This window comes from Luteitalea pratensis (assembly GCF_001618865.1).
Taxonomy (GTDB): Bacteria; Acidobacteriota; Vicinamibacteria; order Vicinamibacterales; family Vicinamibacteraceae; genus Luteitalea; species Luteitalea pratensis.
The window spans coordinates 998,867-1,013,021 of the sequence record NZ_CP015136.1; the positions used below are offsets into that span (position 1 = coordinate 998,867).

Below are 14,155 nucleotides of genomic sequence, written 5' to 3' on the forward strand. Positions count from 1 at the left end.
AACGGTGTGCTTAGTCTCGCTGAGGCGTTGGTGCACGGCTGCTGCAGCCGCCGTCGATAGGCCCGCTGTGGAACCGGGTGACATGTAGGCCCCCACGCAGCATGATCGTGGGGTGAAGTCGCGGGTGCACCCCACGTACAAGACAGAGTATCGGGTGGGGAATTGGCGGGTGTACGAGCGCGGCCTCATCAGTCGGGGCGACGTGACGCTGTGGCTCTCCCCAGAGACCAGGGCGGCGTGGGGCGTTCGGCCGTCCGGTCGACCGGGCGTCGAAACGAACGCCCCGCGGCCCGCGTGCAAGATTCCAGAGGCGCTCCGCGGACGTGTACGAGAGGCATACCAGCGGGCAATGGCGGGCAATGCGCGACGGCAACCACGGCATTCATGGCAATCGCGGCAATGTAGTTTCTGAAAGTTACAGATTCTAAAGGACCTGGCAGAGTTCGAATCCCACCCTCTCCGCCATCCACACCTCCTGTGTCTCGGCGTCCCGCGCCTCCCTATAGAACGCAGCCGCAGGCGAAACCTTACCGGCCTCGACCCGTCCCCAACTCGAGTGGACCAATGCAGGCGGCAGCTCGTTGCCTGTGCGTGTCAGGCTCGCCGCGCTCAATCGACCCGCGACGCCGGGTGAACCTGACCGCTCCGCCGGGTGAACTCCTGACAAGCCAGCCGAGCGGTACTCAGAGCGTCGCGACCTCCTGCGCGCCGGGCGGCTGGCGTTCGACGAGACGCCGGGCAGGCCCGCCTTCGGCGAGCGTGGGGTTGCGCCAGGAGTCGGCTGAGCGTTGACCGTCGGGGGCGGGCTAGTACACTGGGCGTACGGAGTTGCACCTTTCACCGGACCTGGAAGGGAAGCTGGCCGACCACAACCCTGGTCGCTGATGCAGCCTTCGGTGGACGGACTGGGCGGCGAGCGACCTGGAGCCGATCGCCGGAAACGCGTCCTCATCCACATCTGGAGTTCCCAGGACCTGGTGGAGACTTAGCGGCGCTGCTTGTGCGTCGCTTCGAACTCCTCTGGGCTGAGGCCAAACAGATGGCTGTGGCGCCGCACGGGATTCTGCGACGGCCTTATCCCAGCAGTTGCCTTTGCGGTGCGCGGGTAGGTGATACCCGTCACCCAGGCGGTGTTTGCGCCGTGTCACCGTGAACTGGCGCTGGACGAGATTGGGGATGAGGACCGACGGCTTCCCAGCGGCCGACCGCCGCCTGCGATAGCCGTGCGCCGCACCGAGATTGGCCTGGCGCATCAATCGCGTCACCCGGTGCTTGCTGCACGCAGAGCACGACCAATTACGGTTTGCAGATGCGTCGAGAAGGACCTCGCGGATTGTCCGGCCCGGAAGCCGGGAGGAAGGCGATGCGCGATTACCCCGACGATGAGATCGCGTTATGACGTCCAATTCGCCATCCTCGTCGGTGACTTCGGTCGACGCAACACAACGCAAACTGATCGTCGGCATCGTCATAGCGACCTTAATGGCGTTCGCCATCGTGATCGCCGACTTGGCGACTGGCGGGCGTCCTGATCCGCCGACGCTGCGCGCCGCAGCGACCCTACTCGATGGTCCGTGGCGGTTCCATACCGGCGACGACCCACGCTGGGCGGCCGCGAATGCCGACGATACCGGGTGGGAGACGATCGACCTGACACCCGTGCCGGGCAGCCACGACGGCGACGTCGGTCTGCCCGATTAGGTCGGCGGGTGGATGGCGCATGGTCATCGCGGCTATCACGGCTACGCCTGGTACCGACGCGCGGTGACGGTGCCAGCGGTACGCGCGTCGTGGGACATCCTCGGGCCGACTCTCGTCGAGGACGGCTACGAACTCTATTGGAACGGCCAACGACTCGGTGGGTCTGGCAGGCTCGGCGCGGCCCCGCGCGTCGTCGGCACGCGGCCGATGCGGTTCGTCCTTCCAGGTGATGCGGCGGGTCGCCGCGGCGTGCTGGCCGTCCGCGCATACATGCGTCCCAGTTCAGGGGCCGGCGCCGATGGCGGGGGCATGCACAGCCCGCCCATACTGGCTCCTCGACCGATAAGCGACGAGCTCCATCGCGTGCAATGGGAGCGAACCATCGCCGGTTACATCGTTGATGTGATCGAGCCGATCGCCATGGTGGCACTCATTGGCTTGGCGTTCGGGTGCCGGTCTGGCAACAGCCACGGGGGGTTCTTGATATTGGCCAGCATCGCGCTGGCACTTACGGCAGTCAGGCGGCTGAACAACGCGATCACGGCATGGACCGATCTGATGGATCGGGCGACCTATGCGTGGCTGGCGTCAGTGATGTGGGTGCCAGCGGTGGCCGCCTGGACGCTGGCCTGGAACCGTTGGTCCGGGCGTCCGTGGCGAAGCATCGATGTCGCGACAGTGGTGCTGGCGGTCGCCGGGGTCATCGGCGCCGAGGTCCATTCGCCGAGCGTGACGAGCGGCAGCCGGCTCGGGTCGATCGCATTGTTGGTCGCGATCGTCGCGCGCATCGTCCGTGTCGGGCCCGCGCGGATTCTGGCACTCGTCACCCTGGCGTCGATAATGGCCGGGCTGTTCGGCGGCGAGTTGCTCGATCCGATCGGCGTGGCTGGCATATGGTTTCCCTTCGGCATCGGCGTGTCGCGGACGCAGTACGTTTACGCGATCGCGATCCCGCTCCTGGCCTTCTTGATCGTGCGGACCTTGCGTTTCAAAGTTAACGATGACGACCTTCATGCTCGCTCAACCAGAACGGCCATGACGTCGAGAAACGCGGGATCGTAGTTCTCGTCCACATGGTTCTCGTTCCAGAGTCCTGCTCCCGCTTGACAATCTTTCGATTGTTAGCTAAATATGGATCAGTGAACAAGGTATTCAAAGCGCTGTCGGATCCAACACGCCGTCGCGTCCTGCAATTGCTCAGGCAGCGGCCGATGTCGGCGGGAGAGCTGTCGGATCACTTCGCCGTGTCGAAGCCGACCATGTCAGCCCATTTCGCCGTGCTGCAGGTGGCAGGGCTCATCGAAGCGGAGAAATCCGGACGGACGATCATCTACCGGCTGGTGATGTCGGTGTTGGAGGAGGCGCTGCTCGGGTTTGCCCACACCCTCGGGTGGGGCCTGGAATCGAAGCGGTCGACTCGCGTCAATCACAACAAGGTGGCCAAGCGGCCCGTCAAAGGAGAAGCCTGACATGGCACTGAACTGGATCTCTTCGCGGGCCGCGTCGGCATTGCCACTCATTGGTATCGTGCTGGCCCTCGCCAACTGGAACGCACGACCGGATGCGGCATGGGCGTGGGCGGCAACCATCGTGATGTTCGTGGTCATGGTCGCCGTGGAGCGCCGCTCGCAGCTCGCCTCGAGCCGATCGTCGGGAGATGCCGCGTCGGCTCGGAGCGTCGCCTCGGTTACCGGCGCCGTCGCGTTCGGCGCGTTGATGATGATCATTCCGCTGGCGCTGACACTCGCGCACGCGTATGGCGTCGTGGACGATCCAGACGGCGGGCGACGCACGACCATGATCATCCTCGGTGCGTACTTGGCCGTGACCGGCAACGCCATCCCGAGGAAGCTCCCGCCGACGTCATCGATGCAGTGCGACGGCGCGAGAGTACAGGCGTTTCAGCGGCTTGCTGGTTGGACATGGGCGCTCTGCGGCCTTGGATTCGCGACGGCGTGGCTGGCGCTGCCGATCGACGCGGCGGAGCCTGTGTCGATGGCGCTGGTTGTTGCGGCCATGTTCGTGACGATCGTGCAACTCCTACGGCTTCGCAAGCCGCGCCACCACGCACCGGGCCTGAACTAACCACACAGCCGCTGTGACCGAACGGACGACGGCGAGTCTGTCGTTGCCGCCGCCCACAGGAAACCTCTGGGCTGACGAAGGAGTTGGACCGTGCGCCGCCGCTGCTGCGACGACGCGGGCCAGGGTATCTCATGTATTTCACCGACGGGGCCGCGCGGTGATCATCCTGCTGGCGGGCGGCAGCAGACACACACAGCCCGCCGACATCAGAGTCGTGCTGCGGTTGGGGCGCGGCTTGTCGGAGTAGCCGATGAATCAGGTGCAAGGCGCCACGGCAGCCGTGGCACCGACGGCAGCGTTGGCAATGTAGAATCTGTAACTTGCAGATTCTAAAGGACCTGACTAACAAGACCCCGCACCAAGCGACACTGAGTTCGGCGAGCTACGGCTGGCTTCGCCCTGTGCTGCGGCGAAGGATGGCGTCCGCCGTAGCCTTGGCGAAGGCGGACCACCCCTCCACCGTCCCGGCGTTCTCGCCTGCTTAGATGAACGCAATCTGAGGGCGATTCCTTGCAAGCGGCGCTGACGGTCATGTCCCGATTCCTGCGTTGCTCCGAGCCGCGCGCCGTCACCGCGAGTACGAGACATGCCGTAGAACGCGGACCGCATGACCGGGATCGCTCCAGCCCGCGCCAGGGTGAACGCCCGACCAGGATTCTCTGAGGCCTCGGTCCCGACATCTGGGTTCTGCGAGGGCGAATCCAGACTACGTGCAGGAGCTGAGGCGACTTGTGGAACCATTGGTCCATGACCGTGTGCACCCGCACTCCGTTGATCGTGATGCTTTCGGCACTCACCGTTGGCACCGGCCTGGCCGCCGCGGGCCAGCGCGCCGTCGTGTCCGGGGCGCACGACGCGCCCCTAACGGCCACCGTTCCCGTCGACCCACGGATCACGGTGGGCACGCTCTCGAACGGGATGCGCTACTACATCCGCGCCAACAAGCAGCCGCAGAACCGGGCCGAGATCCGGCTCGTGGTGAACGCCGGATCGGTCCTCGAAGACGACGACCAGCGGGGGCTGGCGCACTTTGTCGAGCACATGGCCTTCAACGGGACGCGTCACTTTCCCAAGCACGACGTGATCGCGTTCCTGCAGTCGACCGGTATGCGCTTTGGCGCCCACATCAACGCCAACACCAGCTTCGATCAAACGGTCTTCGAGCTGCGGATTCCGACCGATAGCCCTGCCGTCATCGACAGATCCCTGCTGATCCTCGAGGACTGGGCGAACGCCGTGTCGTTCGAACCGCCCGAGATCGACAAGGAGCGTGGCGTCATCCTCGAGGAGTGGCGCACGGGTCTCGGTGCCAACGCCCGGATCCTCGACGCGCAGTTGCCGGTGCTGCTGAAGGATTCCCGCTACGCCGAGCGCCTGCCCATCGGCAAGCCGGAGACCATTCGCACGTTCCCCTACGATCGCCTGAAGAGGTTCTATACCGACTGGTACCGACCCGACCTGATGGCTGTGATCGTCGTCGGCGACTTCGATCCGGCCGCCATGGAGACGCTCATCAAGGCGCATTTCGGATCGATTCCGGCTGCCGCCGCCCCCAAGCCGCGACCGGTGTACGACGTACCCGATCAGCCGGGCACGCGTTACACAATCGCGGCCGACCCCGAGGCCACGCGGACGACCGTCGGCGTCTCCAGCACCATGTCGGCGCGCGACCAGTCGACGCTTGGCGCCTATCGTCGAATGACGATCGAGCGGACGTTCGCGGCGCTCCTTTCCGCACGGCTCTCGGAGATGGCGCAGAAGCCCGGCGCGCCGTTTCTGGCCGCGCAGACCAATCGAGGACTCTTCGTGCAGTCGGCCGAAACCACGACGCTCAGCGCCCTCGTGCCGGATGGTGGCGCTGAAAAGGGACTGGCGGCGCTCCTTGCCGAAGCCGATCGTGTCGCCCGGTTCGGCTTCACGCAGACGGAGCTCGATCGCTACCGGCTGACCATCCTGAGAGTGTTCGAGCAGCTCGCATCGTCCACCGACGAGCACACCTCAGAATCGCTCGCCGACGAGTTCGTCCGCAGCTTTACGCAGGGCGAACCGATCCCGGGCATCGCCTACGAGTACGCGCTCGCGCGCAGGTTCCTGCCGGAGATCACCCTTGCCGACGTCAATGGCCTGGCCCGCGACTGGGTCCCCGAGCGGAACCGTGTCGTGTCGGTGACCACTCCACGCAAGGACGGAGTGGCCATCCCGACCGAGGCGTCGCTGGGGGCCGTCATCAAGGACGCGGGCGCGGCGGCGCTGACGGCCTATGTCGACACCGTGAGTGCGACGCCACTGCTCGAGCCGTTGCCCAAGCCGGGCTCGGTGGCGAAGGCGGAATCGAGGCCGTCCGGCCTCACCGAGTGGACGCTGTCAAACGGCGTGCGCGTGGTGCTCCAGCCGACCACCTTCAAGCAGGACGAGGTGCTGTTTCGCGCCTTCAGTCCCGGCGGCACCTCTCTTGCGGCCGATGGTGACTTCATCGCCGCCGAGACGGCCGATCGGATCGTCGCGCAGGGTGGGCTCGGCACGTTGAGCGCCATCGACGTGAGCAAGAAGCTCGCCGGCAAGGCGGCGCTCGTGCGTCCGGACATCGACGAGATGTTCGAGGGACTGAACGGCCAGGCGTTGAACCGCGACCTGGAGACGATGTTCCAGTTGATCTATCTGACGTTCACCCAGCCACGTCCGGACGCTGAAGCATTCCGCACCGCGATTGAGCAGTTGAACGCGGCGCTGGCCAACCGCCAGGCGCTTCCGGAAGCGGCGTTCGAGGACGCGCTCACGGCCGCGGTCAGCCAGAATCACGTGCGCGCCCTGTCGTTGACGCGCGAGGCGATTGCGCAAATGAGCCTCGACAAGTCGATGGCGTTCTATCGAGACCGCTTTGCCGACGCCAGCGACTTCACGTTCGTCTTCGTCGGCAGCTTCGACCTGGCGACGATCAAGCCGCTCATCGAGCGCTACCTGGGCAGCCTGCCGTCGCTCCATCGCAAGGAAGCCGGTCGAGACGTCGGCATCCGTCCGCCGGGCGACGTCGTCGAGAAACTGGTGAACAAGGGCACGACGCCCAAGAGCCAGGTCGGAGTCGTCTTTACCGGGCCGTTCGAGAACAATCCGAAGAACCGCCTGATTGTCCGGAGCATGGCCGATACGCTGGCGGGGAATCTGCAGCGCGTGCTGCGCGAGGATCTCGGCGGCACGTATGGCGTCAGCGTCGTGCCAGCCTTCACGAAGCAGCCGGTCGAAGAGTACAGCGTCTCGATCATGTTCGCCTGCGACCCGGCACGCGCGTCGGATCTCGTCAAGGCGCTGTTTGCCGTCGTCGACGATTTCAAGACACGCGGGCCGAGCGCCGGCCAGGTGGCGGACGAGCAAGCGGCGCTGCGGCGCGATCTGGAGATCGACAGCCGCCAGAACAGCTCGATTCTGAACAAGCTGGCGTTTGCCTATCAGTACGACGAACCGGTGCCGGATGTCACGACGTTGCGTGGGTTGTACGATCAACTGAGCGTGCCCCTGCTGCGCGACGCCGCGAACACCTATCTGAATGTGAAGCGCTACGTCAAGGTCGTGCTGATGCCGGAAGGGAACACGCCGTGAACCCTTTTGGCCGCACGGTGGCGCCCTTCCAGAACGCGACACGACCGGCGATTTCGGCGGCGTACGCGGTCGAGTGGGCCTCGACCCGGCGAACTTCGATCTCAAGGTGGCGATCCGCGTCGACCGGACGCTTGTCCCAGTTTGACTACGGCTGAGCGCCCACGCATACTTGCGCGGTCCGGTGCTCGATTCCTCGGCTCGCAGCCTTTACTCACCCGCATCGGCACGTAGCAAGTGAAAAGGTTTCAGTCTGTCCTGACGACACGGTATACATTCCGGAAGGAGTTAGGTTCATGAGCAAGTTGGTGTTTTTCCCGTGGCCGGCGATTACTGCCTCGGAGACCGCAAAGATGCAGAGCTGGACTGCAACGGGCGACTTCGAAGTCGATCACTACACCGGCAATCCCGTAAACGCCGTTCGAAGCAGAGTCTTCGGAGAGATCTATATCTTCGGGCACTGCAGCGCTGGATCCAACACCCTCAGCAACGACGACAACGTCCACCTTACCTATCAGGAAGTTGCGGATACCCTCGAAACCAGCGGCCTGAAAAAGATCTTTTCAGGAGCAATCAAGATCTTCGCGTGTGAGAGCGGCGCGCCGGTTGGCGTCACGATGTCGTTTGCCAAGAAGTTTGCCAAGCACATGTTCTCTGACAAGAAATACATGCTCGCGCGCGTCTACGGCTACACCAAGCCGCTGAACTCCCAGATGGACAGCACGCAGCAAGTAAAAGCTTGGGGAGAGGTGCACGTGCAATCGGTTCACAAGAAGCCCCATAAGTGGGCGTCGAGCGAGTATTGGGCCGGCCACAACTGGGTGGAAGCGACGAAGGCCAAGGATGCGCGAGAGTACTTCAGCCCGTTCTAGCTGGCGCAACACCAGTCCGTGAAATCGAGATCGCGGGCGCCCGGGCCACCGCCTTGCTCCCATCGAGCACCAGTGCGCTGCCGGACGTGATCCGAGCCGGTGGACGGGTGACTACGGCGTCAGCGGAGAGCTGGCGTTCGAATGCGCCTCAGCCCACTGAACACGTGGACATCTGTTCGTCTGTGTCCTTCCGTGGCCGGTGCGGCAGGACCTGCAAGGTGGTTCCGTCCACTCGCGTTCAAGGTAGAGGAATGGGCGATTGCACTGTACCTGCTTCGTACCTGATACTCAGGTTTCTAGAGGATCTGGTGGTTTCTGGCGGTTCCGATCCGGCCTAAACCCTTGAGCTGTGCGGGTTCGTCGAGAACGAATCCCACCCTCTCCGCCAAACCAAAGTTGGCCGGGCACTCCTTTGAGCTACGCCAGGAACACAACCGCGGGTTCGTGCAAGAGTCGTTCTTGCCAGTCAAGGTCGTGTCGTGGATGATCGCGACGCGCGAGACCGATTTCACTGGAACCCCTTGCCTTTTCGACGCCAGGCCACGAGCGCCCTCAAACGTGCCGAATGAGGCTCCTGCATCAACGACCGCGCTTGTCCAATACCTGTCACCGATGATCCGGCTCGTCACGGCGTTCGTCGCGTACTCGGTTGCTGTTGCGCTCCCAGCAGCCCAAGCGCCCGCGCCCGACTACCGCGTCTACGTGGCTTCGGAAGCGGCAGACAAGATTTCTCTCCTCCGCTTCGATGGAGCGGCCTTTCATCTCGAGCGGCAGTTCGATACCGGGGTGATGCCAGTCGACATCGACGGACCACACGGCCTGGCGCTCAATGCTGCCGGCACGGCGTTGTTCGTGTCGATTGCGCACGGGCAGCCGAACGGCGTGCTCTGGAAGTACTCGACGACGACCCACCAAGTGGTGGGGCGCACCACGCTCGGCATGTTCCCTGCCACTCTGCAGGTCAGCCCATCGGGAGAGTTCGTGTACGTGGTGAATTTCAACCTCCATGGCGACCCCGTCCCGTCGAGTGTCTCCATCGTGCACGCGGAATCGATGACCGAGCTCGCGCGCGTCACGACGTGCCGCATGCCGCACGGATCCCGCTTCAACCCGCAGGGTACGCGCCACTACTCGGCGTGCATGATGGACCATCGCGTGGTCGAGATCGACACCGCCACGCTGCGCGTGGCGCGGGAATTTCGACTCAGTCCGATGGCGGATGCCGGTAGTCACGCGGCTGCTCATGGTGCCGATGTGTCGACCCCGGCAGGTGCGGCGTGTTCGCCGACCTGGGTGCAGCCTTCGTCCGATGGGTCGGCGCTATTCGTGGCGTGCAATGGATCGAATGAGATTGTCGAGATTGGTGTCGAGGCGGGATCGATTCGGCGGCGCATCGGCGCCCGCAATGGTGTCTATAACCTCGCCACGACGCGTGACGGACGGCTGCTGATCGCGACGAATCGCCGCGACCAGTCGGCGTCCGTTCTCGATCTGGCGACTGGCCGCGAACGCGCACGTCTTGCCACGCCCCGCCGCGCCGTGCACGGCGTGGCGATCAGTGCGGACGATCGCTTTGCCTTCGTCTCGAGTGAAGGCATCGGTGCCGAATCCGGTTCCGTGATCGCGATCGATCTCGCCGGCCTGACGATCGCCGCCACCGCGCAGGTGCCGCCGCAGGCCGGCGGTATCGACGTTCGCTGACGCTACTGCGACGTGTTCGTCGGCGTGAGCTTCTTCAGCTGCGGCAGTTTCGTGATCCAGATCCCGCTGTTGATGTCGTTGAAATAGATCAGGCCCTTGTGCGGCTGCGCGCCCCAGCAGAACGGCAGATTAGGACGCCATCCCTTCGGATCGCCCGTCCACAGGCGGGCGATCTCGCGGCCTTGACGATAGAGGTTGCCCCGCAGTTCACCCGACACGTCGACGACGCGGGCGCCGGCGTTGTAGTAACCCATGTACATCACGTCGTCTTCCACCCAGATGTTGTGCGCGCCGGCTTCCGGAATGTCATACGTCGCGACTCGTCGCGGCCGCTCGATGTCGGTGACATCGACGACGTGAACGATGCCTTGCACGGGAATGCGATCGCGACTCGACAGATCGAACTGAGCGGGGAACACCTCGTCGCCTACGAATACATAATTGTTGTACCGGAACACCGCATGCGCACCGGCCAGCCAGCCGGGCCCATACAACTCGTGATAGTTGAAACGAAGCTGGCTGACCAGCACGGGCTTCTGCGGGCTGCCGCCCTTGATGCCGTTGCCGACGTCGAGCACGATGAGACCGTCGCGCCACCATCCCGCATACAGCAGACCGTCCCTCACCTGCACGTCGTGCAACATGAGGCCACCGACGAACTCGTCACCCTCGGGACTGCGGAACGTCTGGGTCTGGCGATCCGGAGCCCAGCGGCCCACCTCGCGCGGCGATGTGACATCGTGGAAATCGATGACCCGCAGCGAACCCGTGGCGTCGTCGGTGATATAGGCGAAGCGTCCGTCGATGAACGCGCTGTGCACGCCGCCGCTCACGGTAGCGGTGTACTCGGAAGCCACCCTCGGATGCGCCGGATCAGAGGTGTCGAGAAAGGCGATGCCGTTCTTACGATTGGACGCGCCTTCGCGTGTGATGACGGCGACCTTGCCATCTGCCGTGGTGCTGACATCATTCAGGATGCGCGCATCGAACGCCACCGAGTCGACTTTCAGTGGCGCTGCGGGATTGCTGATGTCATAGACCCAGAGGCGGCCGGCCATCGCCGACGTGACATACGCGTAGTTGCCGACTATCCACTGCTCGAGCGTCTGGAACTCCTCTGCGGGGGCGCGGCCGACGACCTCGAGCGCGCGCTGCACGTTGCGTGGTTTGACGACCACCGTTGCGACGGCGGCGCGATCGGCGCTGATTGCGGTGATCAGGTAGCTGCCCGGCTGTTCAGCCACGAAGACGCCGTCGGCATCGATTGATGCGCCTTCGCCGCTGATCGACCACCGCACGCCTGCCTCCTGGGCGCCGGTCACGGCTGCGGAGAACCGGACGACATCGCCGGTCCGCACTGAGGTCGCGGGCGGCTGAACCGACAGGCGCTGGACGCGACCCGATCCAATACGAACCGTCGCGGTCGCGCTCGCGCCTTCCGTGCTCGCGCGAATCGTGGCCGTGCCCGGCGCGACCCCGGTCACGAGGCCGGCGGCATCGACCGAGGCGATGCCGGGCGATTCGGAACGCCACACGTACTCGACGTCCGATACCGGCTCGCCGCTTGGCGCGATGGCGATGGCTCGCAATGCCACTCCAGGGCCAATGCTCATCGTCGTCTTTGGCGCGTCGATCTCGATCCGCACAACTGGCTGGCGCCTGACCGTCACCTTGGCGAAACCGACCTTGCCGTTGATGAGGGCGCCCACGGTAACCACGCCTGGTTTGTAGAAGGTGACGGTGCCTTGCTGATCGGCGACGGCGCTGTCGAACGGTGCGGCAAACCATGCCGAGGGTTTCGCGTCGATGCGTGTGCCGGCCTGATCGATGCCGGCGGCAGTGAACGACAGCGCGCTGCCGGCGATCGCTTCGGCGGTCATGGGTGTCACGTCAACCCGCTGAGGCGCCGGTCCGGAAGGTGGCTTTTCCTGCGCCCCAAGTGCGACAACGACGCTGGCGAGCAACGCAATCGAGACAAGTCGCGCGCGCATGGATTCTCCTTCGTTCGAGCAGGACGGGTTGAGCGTGGGCCACTCTACTCCGTCCGCGGGGAGAGCTCAACGGGCGTCTCAGCGCGTGCGCGGCCACCTACTGCCAGTTTGAATCTCCTACGGGATCCCCGCATGGCAAACCGACTCTTGCTCATGGCTGCGATCCTGGGATGCATGCTGGTGCCGCTGTGGCGGAGGATGTCAGCGCTTGTCGCGGCGTTGGTGCACGGCTGATGGCCCTCCGTGCGATCGGCGGCCTCGGGTGCGCTGGCGGACCTGACGCCCTCCGCGGCATGATCGTGGGATGAAGTCGAGAGTGCACCCGACCTACGAGACGCACAATCGCGTGGGGAATTGGCGGGCGTACAAGCGTGCACTCGTCCGGCGAGGCGACGTGACGCTGTGGCTCACCCCAGACGCGAGGGCTGCCTGGGGAGCTGCGCCGTCCGGTCGACCAGGCGGGCAGCAACGCTTCTCGGATCTGGCGATCGGGACGCTCTCGCGACGGAGTCAGCGGCTGGATGTCGGCGTGCACGTCGCCCCGGCCAAAGGACCGATGCATCTCATTAACGAGGACGGCAAGGTTGTCGCGACGTGGACCGCGCTCGAGCGCGCGCGATCGCGCGATCACCGACGTGGAAACGCTCGGGCGGCGCCAATGGCAGAAGGCCTCGGGCTATCATCGGCAGGCCCGCGTAGAGAACGCCTTCTTTCGCTACAAGTCCATCATTGGCGACGGCCTTCACGCCCAGAGTCGGCGTGGCCGGAGCGTCGAGGCGAGCCTTGTCTGTCGTGTCCTGAATCGGATGACCGCGCTTGGCATGCCCCAGTCGTCTGCGATCAGCCGGTGACAAGGCTGTGGGTTGGGGAGTGCGAGTCCAGCGTCGAGCCATGCACCAACGCCTACCGCTGGGCTCGGCGGAGGTAGGCACGTCAGCGACCGAGACAGCACCAAACGATCATGGCCGAACCCAGGCGCAAGAAGTGGAGCGAGGTGAAGGCACGGCTCGAGGCGCTTGACCGGAAGGGCCTCGTGTCGCTGCTTGGCGACCTGTACGACGCGAACGAGGCCAATCGCCGCTTCCTTCACGCGCGCCTCGCTCCCGACAGTCGCGCCATCGAGGAGTACCGGCGCCTGGTCGCCGACGCGCTCTATCCCGACCCGTTCAGCAAGCGTCGGGTCAGGGTCTGCGACGCAGCCGCGGCAATCGCCGAGTACCGGCGCGCAACGGCGGATGCCTCAGGAACCGTCGATCTCATGCTGACGTTCGTCGAGGCGGGAACGGAGCAAGCCGCGGATCTTGGCTACGGCGACGAGGCGTACTTCGATGCGCTGCAGATCCGTCTGGACGCCGTGGCGAAGGAGTTCGACACGTTGCCCGCGGAAGTGCGAGCGAACGTGAGAGCTCGCTTGGGCCGTATTCAGGTGCGCGCACACAGTGTCGGCTGGGGATTCGGTGATGCCGTTGACGAACTGCTGCACGCGCTCGACGCTCGTACAGACGGAGTCAGGCTCGGCAAGGTGGATCGACGGTGATTGGGATGGAGGGGCGGTACGGCGTCGGTCGCCGCTGGTGCAATCAGGTGCAAGGCGCCACGGCAGCGTTGGCAATATAGAATCAGTAACTTACAGATTCTAATGGGTCTGACAGAGTCGATGATGACAGTAGTGGAGAGGCAGCTGACGCTGTCAGGCCTGCGCTGACAGGCCGCTCCATGCGCCGAAATCACTTGAGGTCCGCCTCTATCATTGCAAGTTCTCGGGCGACCGACGCCTGGGCGACGGAGATCGCTCCCAACGACGCTCAGTATTCCGGCCGCAGCGACAATGCCGACTGCGGCGCTCATGAGGTGGACCCAACACGCAGGAATCAGCGCTTGGCGTTTCAGAGAGCGGGCGTGGCGCCAATCGCGAACCGCAGCGCACCTTCGCGCGATGGCCACTTGATGTCCGATGTCGCGGACGAACGAAGCGCCACCGCCAGCACCACCACGGTCAGGACGGCCACGCACGTGAGGATGCCTGCGCCCGACTGAGTGCCAGCAGGCGCGCCACCACCTGTTCGAGCGCCAATTGTTGGCCAGCAGGCCCGTTCTCACTCCACGCACGGCCGATCACCCCTTGGATCGCCGATGGCCGTGTGGAGTCTTGGAGCCTGGCCAGCAGCATGCCGGACGCTTCGTCAACTGGTTACGGGTACACGGTGGGGCCAC

Annotated in this window: 10 protein-coding genes; 7 read left to right on the plus strand and 3 right to left on the minus strand. The window is 64.7% G+C overall.

The annotated features are described in order from the left end of the window. Positions 1-1,395 precede the first annotated feature (1,395 nt). A complete protein-coding gene (locus LuPra_RS32950) occupies positions 1,396-1,701 on the plus strand; it encodes a hypothetical protein (RefSeq protein ID WP_234800717.1) in 306 nt (101 codons plus the stop codon). Positions 1,702-2,711: 1,010 nt separating this feature from the next. Here the strand turns inward: LuPra_RS32950 and LuPra_RS34740 are convergent. Then, complete coding sequence (locus LuPra_RS34740; protein WP_470368381.1) at positions 2,712-2,774, minus strand: hypothetical protein; 63 nt, start codon at positions 2,772-2,774, stop codon at positions 2,712-2,714. A 66-nt stretch (positions 2,775-2,840) separates the two neighbouring features. Between LuPra_RS34740 and LuPra_RS04315 the strand changes: the two genes are divergently transcribed. The 5 genes from LuPra_RS04315 to LuPra_RS04335 all read left to right on the plus strand — a co-directional run bounded on the left by LuPra_RS04315 (position 2,841) and on the right by LuPra_RS04335 (position 9,950). After that, positions 2,841-3,170, plus strand: a complete 330-nt coding sequence (locus tag LuPra_RS04315) for an autorepressor SdpR family transcription factor (protein WP_110169610.1) — start codon at positions 2,841-2,843, stop codon at positions 3,168-3,170. A 1-nt stretch (position 3,171) separates the two neighbouring features. Beyond that, the gene (locus tag LuPra_RS04320; protein WP_110169611.1) at positions 3,172-3,786 is read left to right on the plus strand and encodes a hypothetical protein; all 615 of its coding nucleotides are present in this window, start codon (positions 3,172-3,174) and stop codon (positions 3,784-3,786) included. Positions 3,787-4,533: 747 nt separating this feature from the next. Continuing rightward, a complete protein-coding gene (locus LuPra_RS04325) occupies positions 4,534-7,380 on the plus strand; it encodes a M16 family metallopeptidase (protein ID WP_110169612.1) in 2,847 nt (948 codons plus the stop codon). 293 nt (positions 7,381-7,673) lie between these two features. Continuing rightward, positions 7,674-8,249 (plus strand): hypothetical protein, encoded by a 576-nt coding sequence (locus LuPra_RS04330; RefSeq protein ID WP_110169613.1) that lies wholly within the window; start codon positions 7,674-7,676, stop codon positions 8,247-8,249. 612 nt (positions 8,250-8,861) lie between these two features. Further along, positions 8,862-9,950 (plus strand): YncE family protein, encoded by a 1,089-nt coding sequence (locus LuPra_RS04335; RefSeq protein ID WP_110169614.1) that lies wholly within the window; start codon positions 8,862-8,864, stop codon positions 9,948-9,950. Positions 9,951-9,952: 2 nt separating this feature from the next. Here LuPra_RS04335 and LuPra_RS04340 read toward each other — a convergent pair whose 3' ends face one another. Next, positions 9,953-11,941, minus strand: a complete 1,989-nt coding sequence (locus tag LuPra_RS04340; RefSeq protein WP_110169615.1) for an Ig-like domain-containing protein — start codon at positions 11,939-11,941, stop codon at positions 9,953-9,955. A 961-nt stretch (positions 11,942-12,902) separates the two neighbouring features. Between LuPra_RS04340 and LuPra_RS04350 the strand changes: the two genes are divergently transcribed. Further along, on the plus strand, positions 12,903-13,478 hold the full coding sequence (locus LuPra_RS04350; RefSeq protein ID WP_110169617.1) for a hypothetical protein: 576 nt from the start codon (positions 12,903-12,905) through the stop codon (positions 13,476-13,478). A 349-nt stretch (positions 13,479-13,827) separates the two neighbouring features. Here LuPra_RS04350 and LuPra_RS33855 read toward each other — a convergent pair whose 3' ends face one another. After that, a complete protein-coding gene (locus tag LuPra_RS33855; RefSeq protein ID WP_257724485.1) occupies positions 13,828-13,950 on the minus strand; it encodes a hypothetical protein in 123 nt (40 codons plus the stop codon). Positions 13,951-14,155: the final 205 nt, after the last annotated feature.

What these genes read in the sequence shown, in the direction of transcription:
- LuPra_RS32950 (WP_234800717.1), top strand. Translation starts at nt 1,396, where the DNA reads ATGACGTCCAATTCGCCATCCTCGTCGGTGACTTCGGTCGACGCAACA.
- LuPra_RS04320 (WP_110169611.1), top strand. Translation starts at nt 3,172, where the DNA reads ATGGCACTGAACTGGATCTCTTCGCGGGCCGCGTCGGCATTGCCACTC.
- LuPra_RS04325 (WP_110169612.1), top strand. Translation starts at nt 4,534, where the DNA reads ATGACCGTGTGCACCCGCACTCCGTTGATCGTGATGCTTTCGGCACTC.
- LuPra_RS04330 (WP_110169613.1), top strand. Translation starts at nt 7,674, where the DNA reads ATGAGCAAGTTGGTGTTTTTCCCGTGGCCGGCGATTACTGCCTCGGAG.
- LuPra_RS04335 (WP_110169614.1), top strand. Translation starts at nt 8,862, where the DNA reads ATGATCCGGCTCGTCACGGCGTTCGTCGCGTACTCGGTTGCTGTTGCG.
- LuPra_RS04340 (WP_110169615.1), bottom strand. Translation starts at nt 11,941, where the DNA reads ATGCGCGCGCGACTTGTCTCGATTGCGTTGCTCGCCAGCGTCGTTGTC.
- LuPra_RS04350 (WP_110169617.1), top strand. Translation starts at nt 12,903, where the DNA reads ATGGCCGAACCCAGGCGCAAGAAGTGGAGCGAGGTGAAGGCACGGCTC.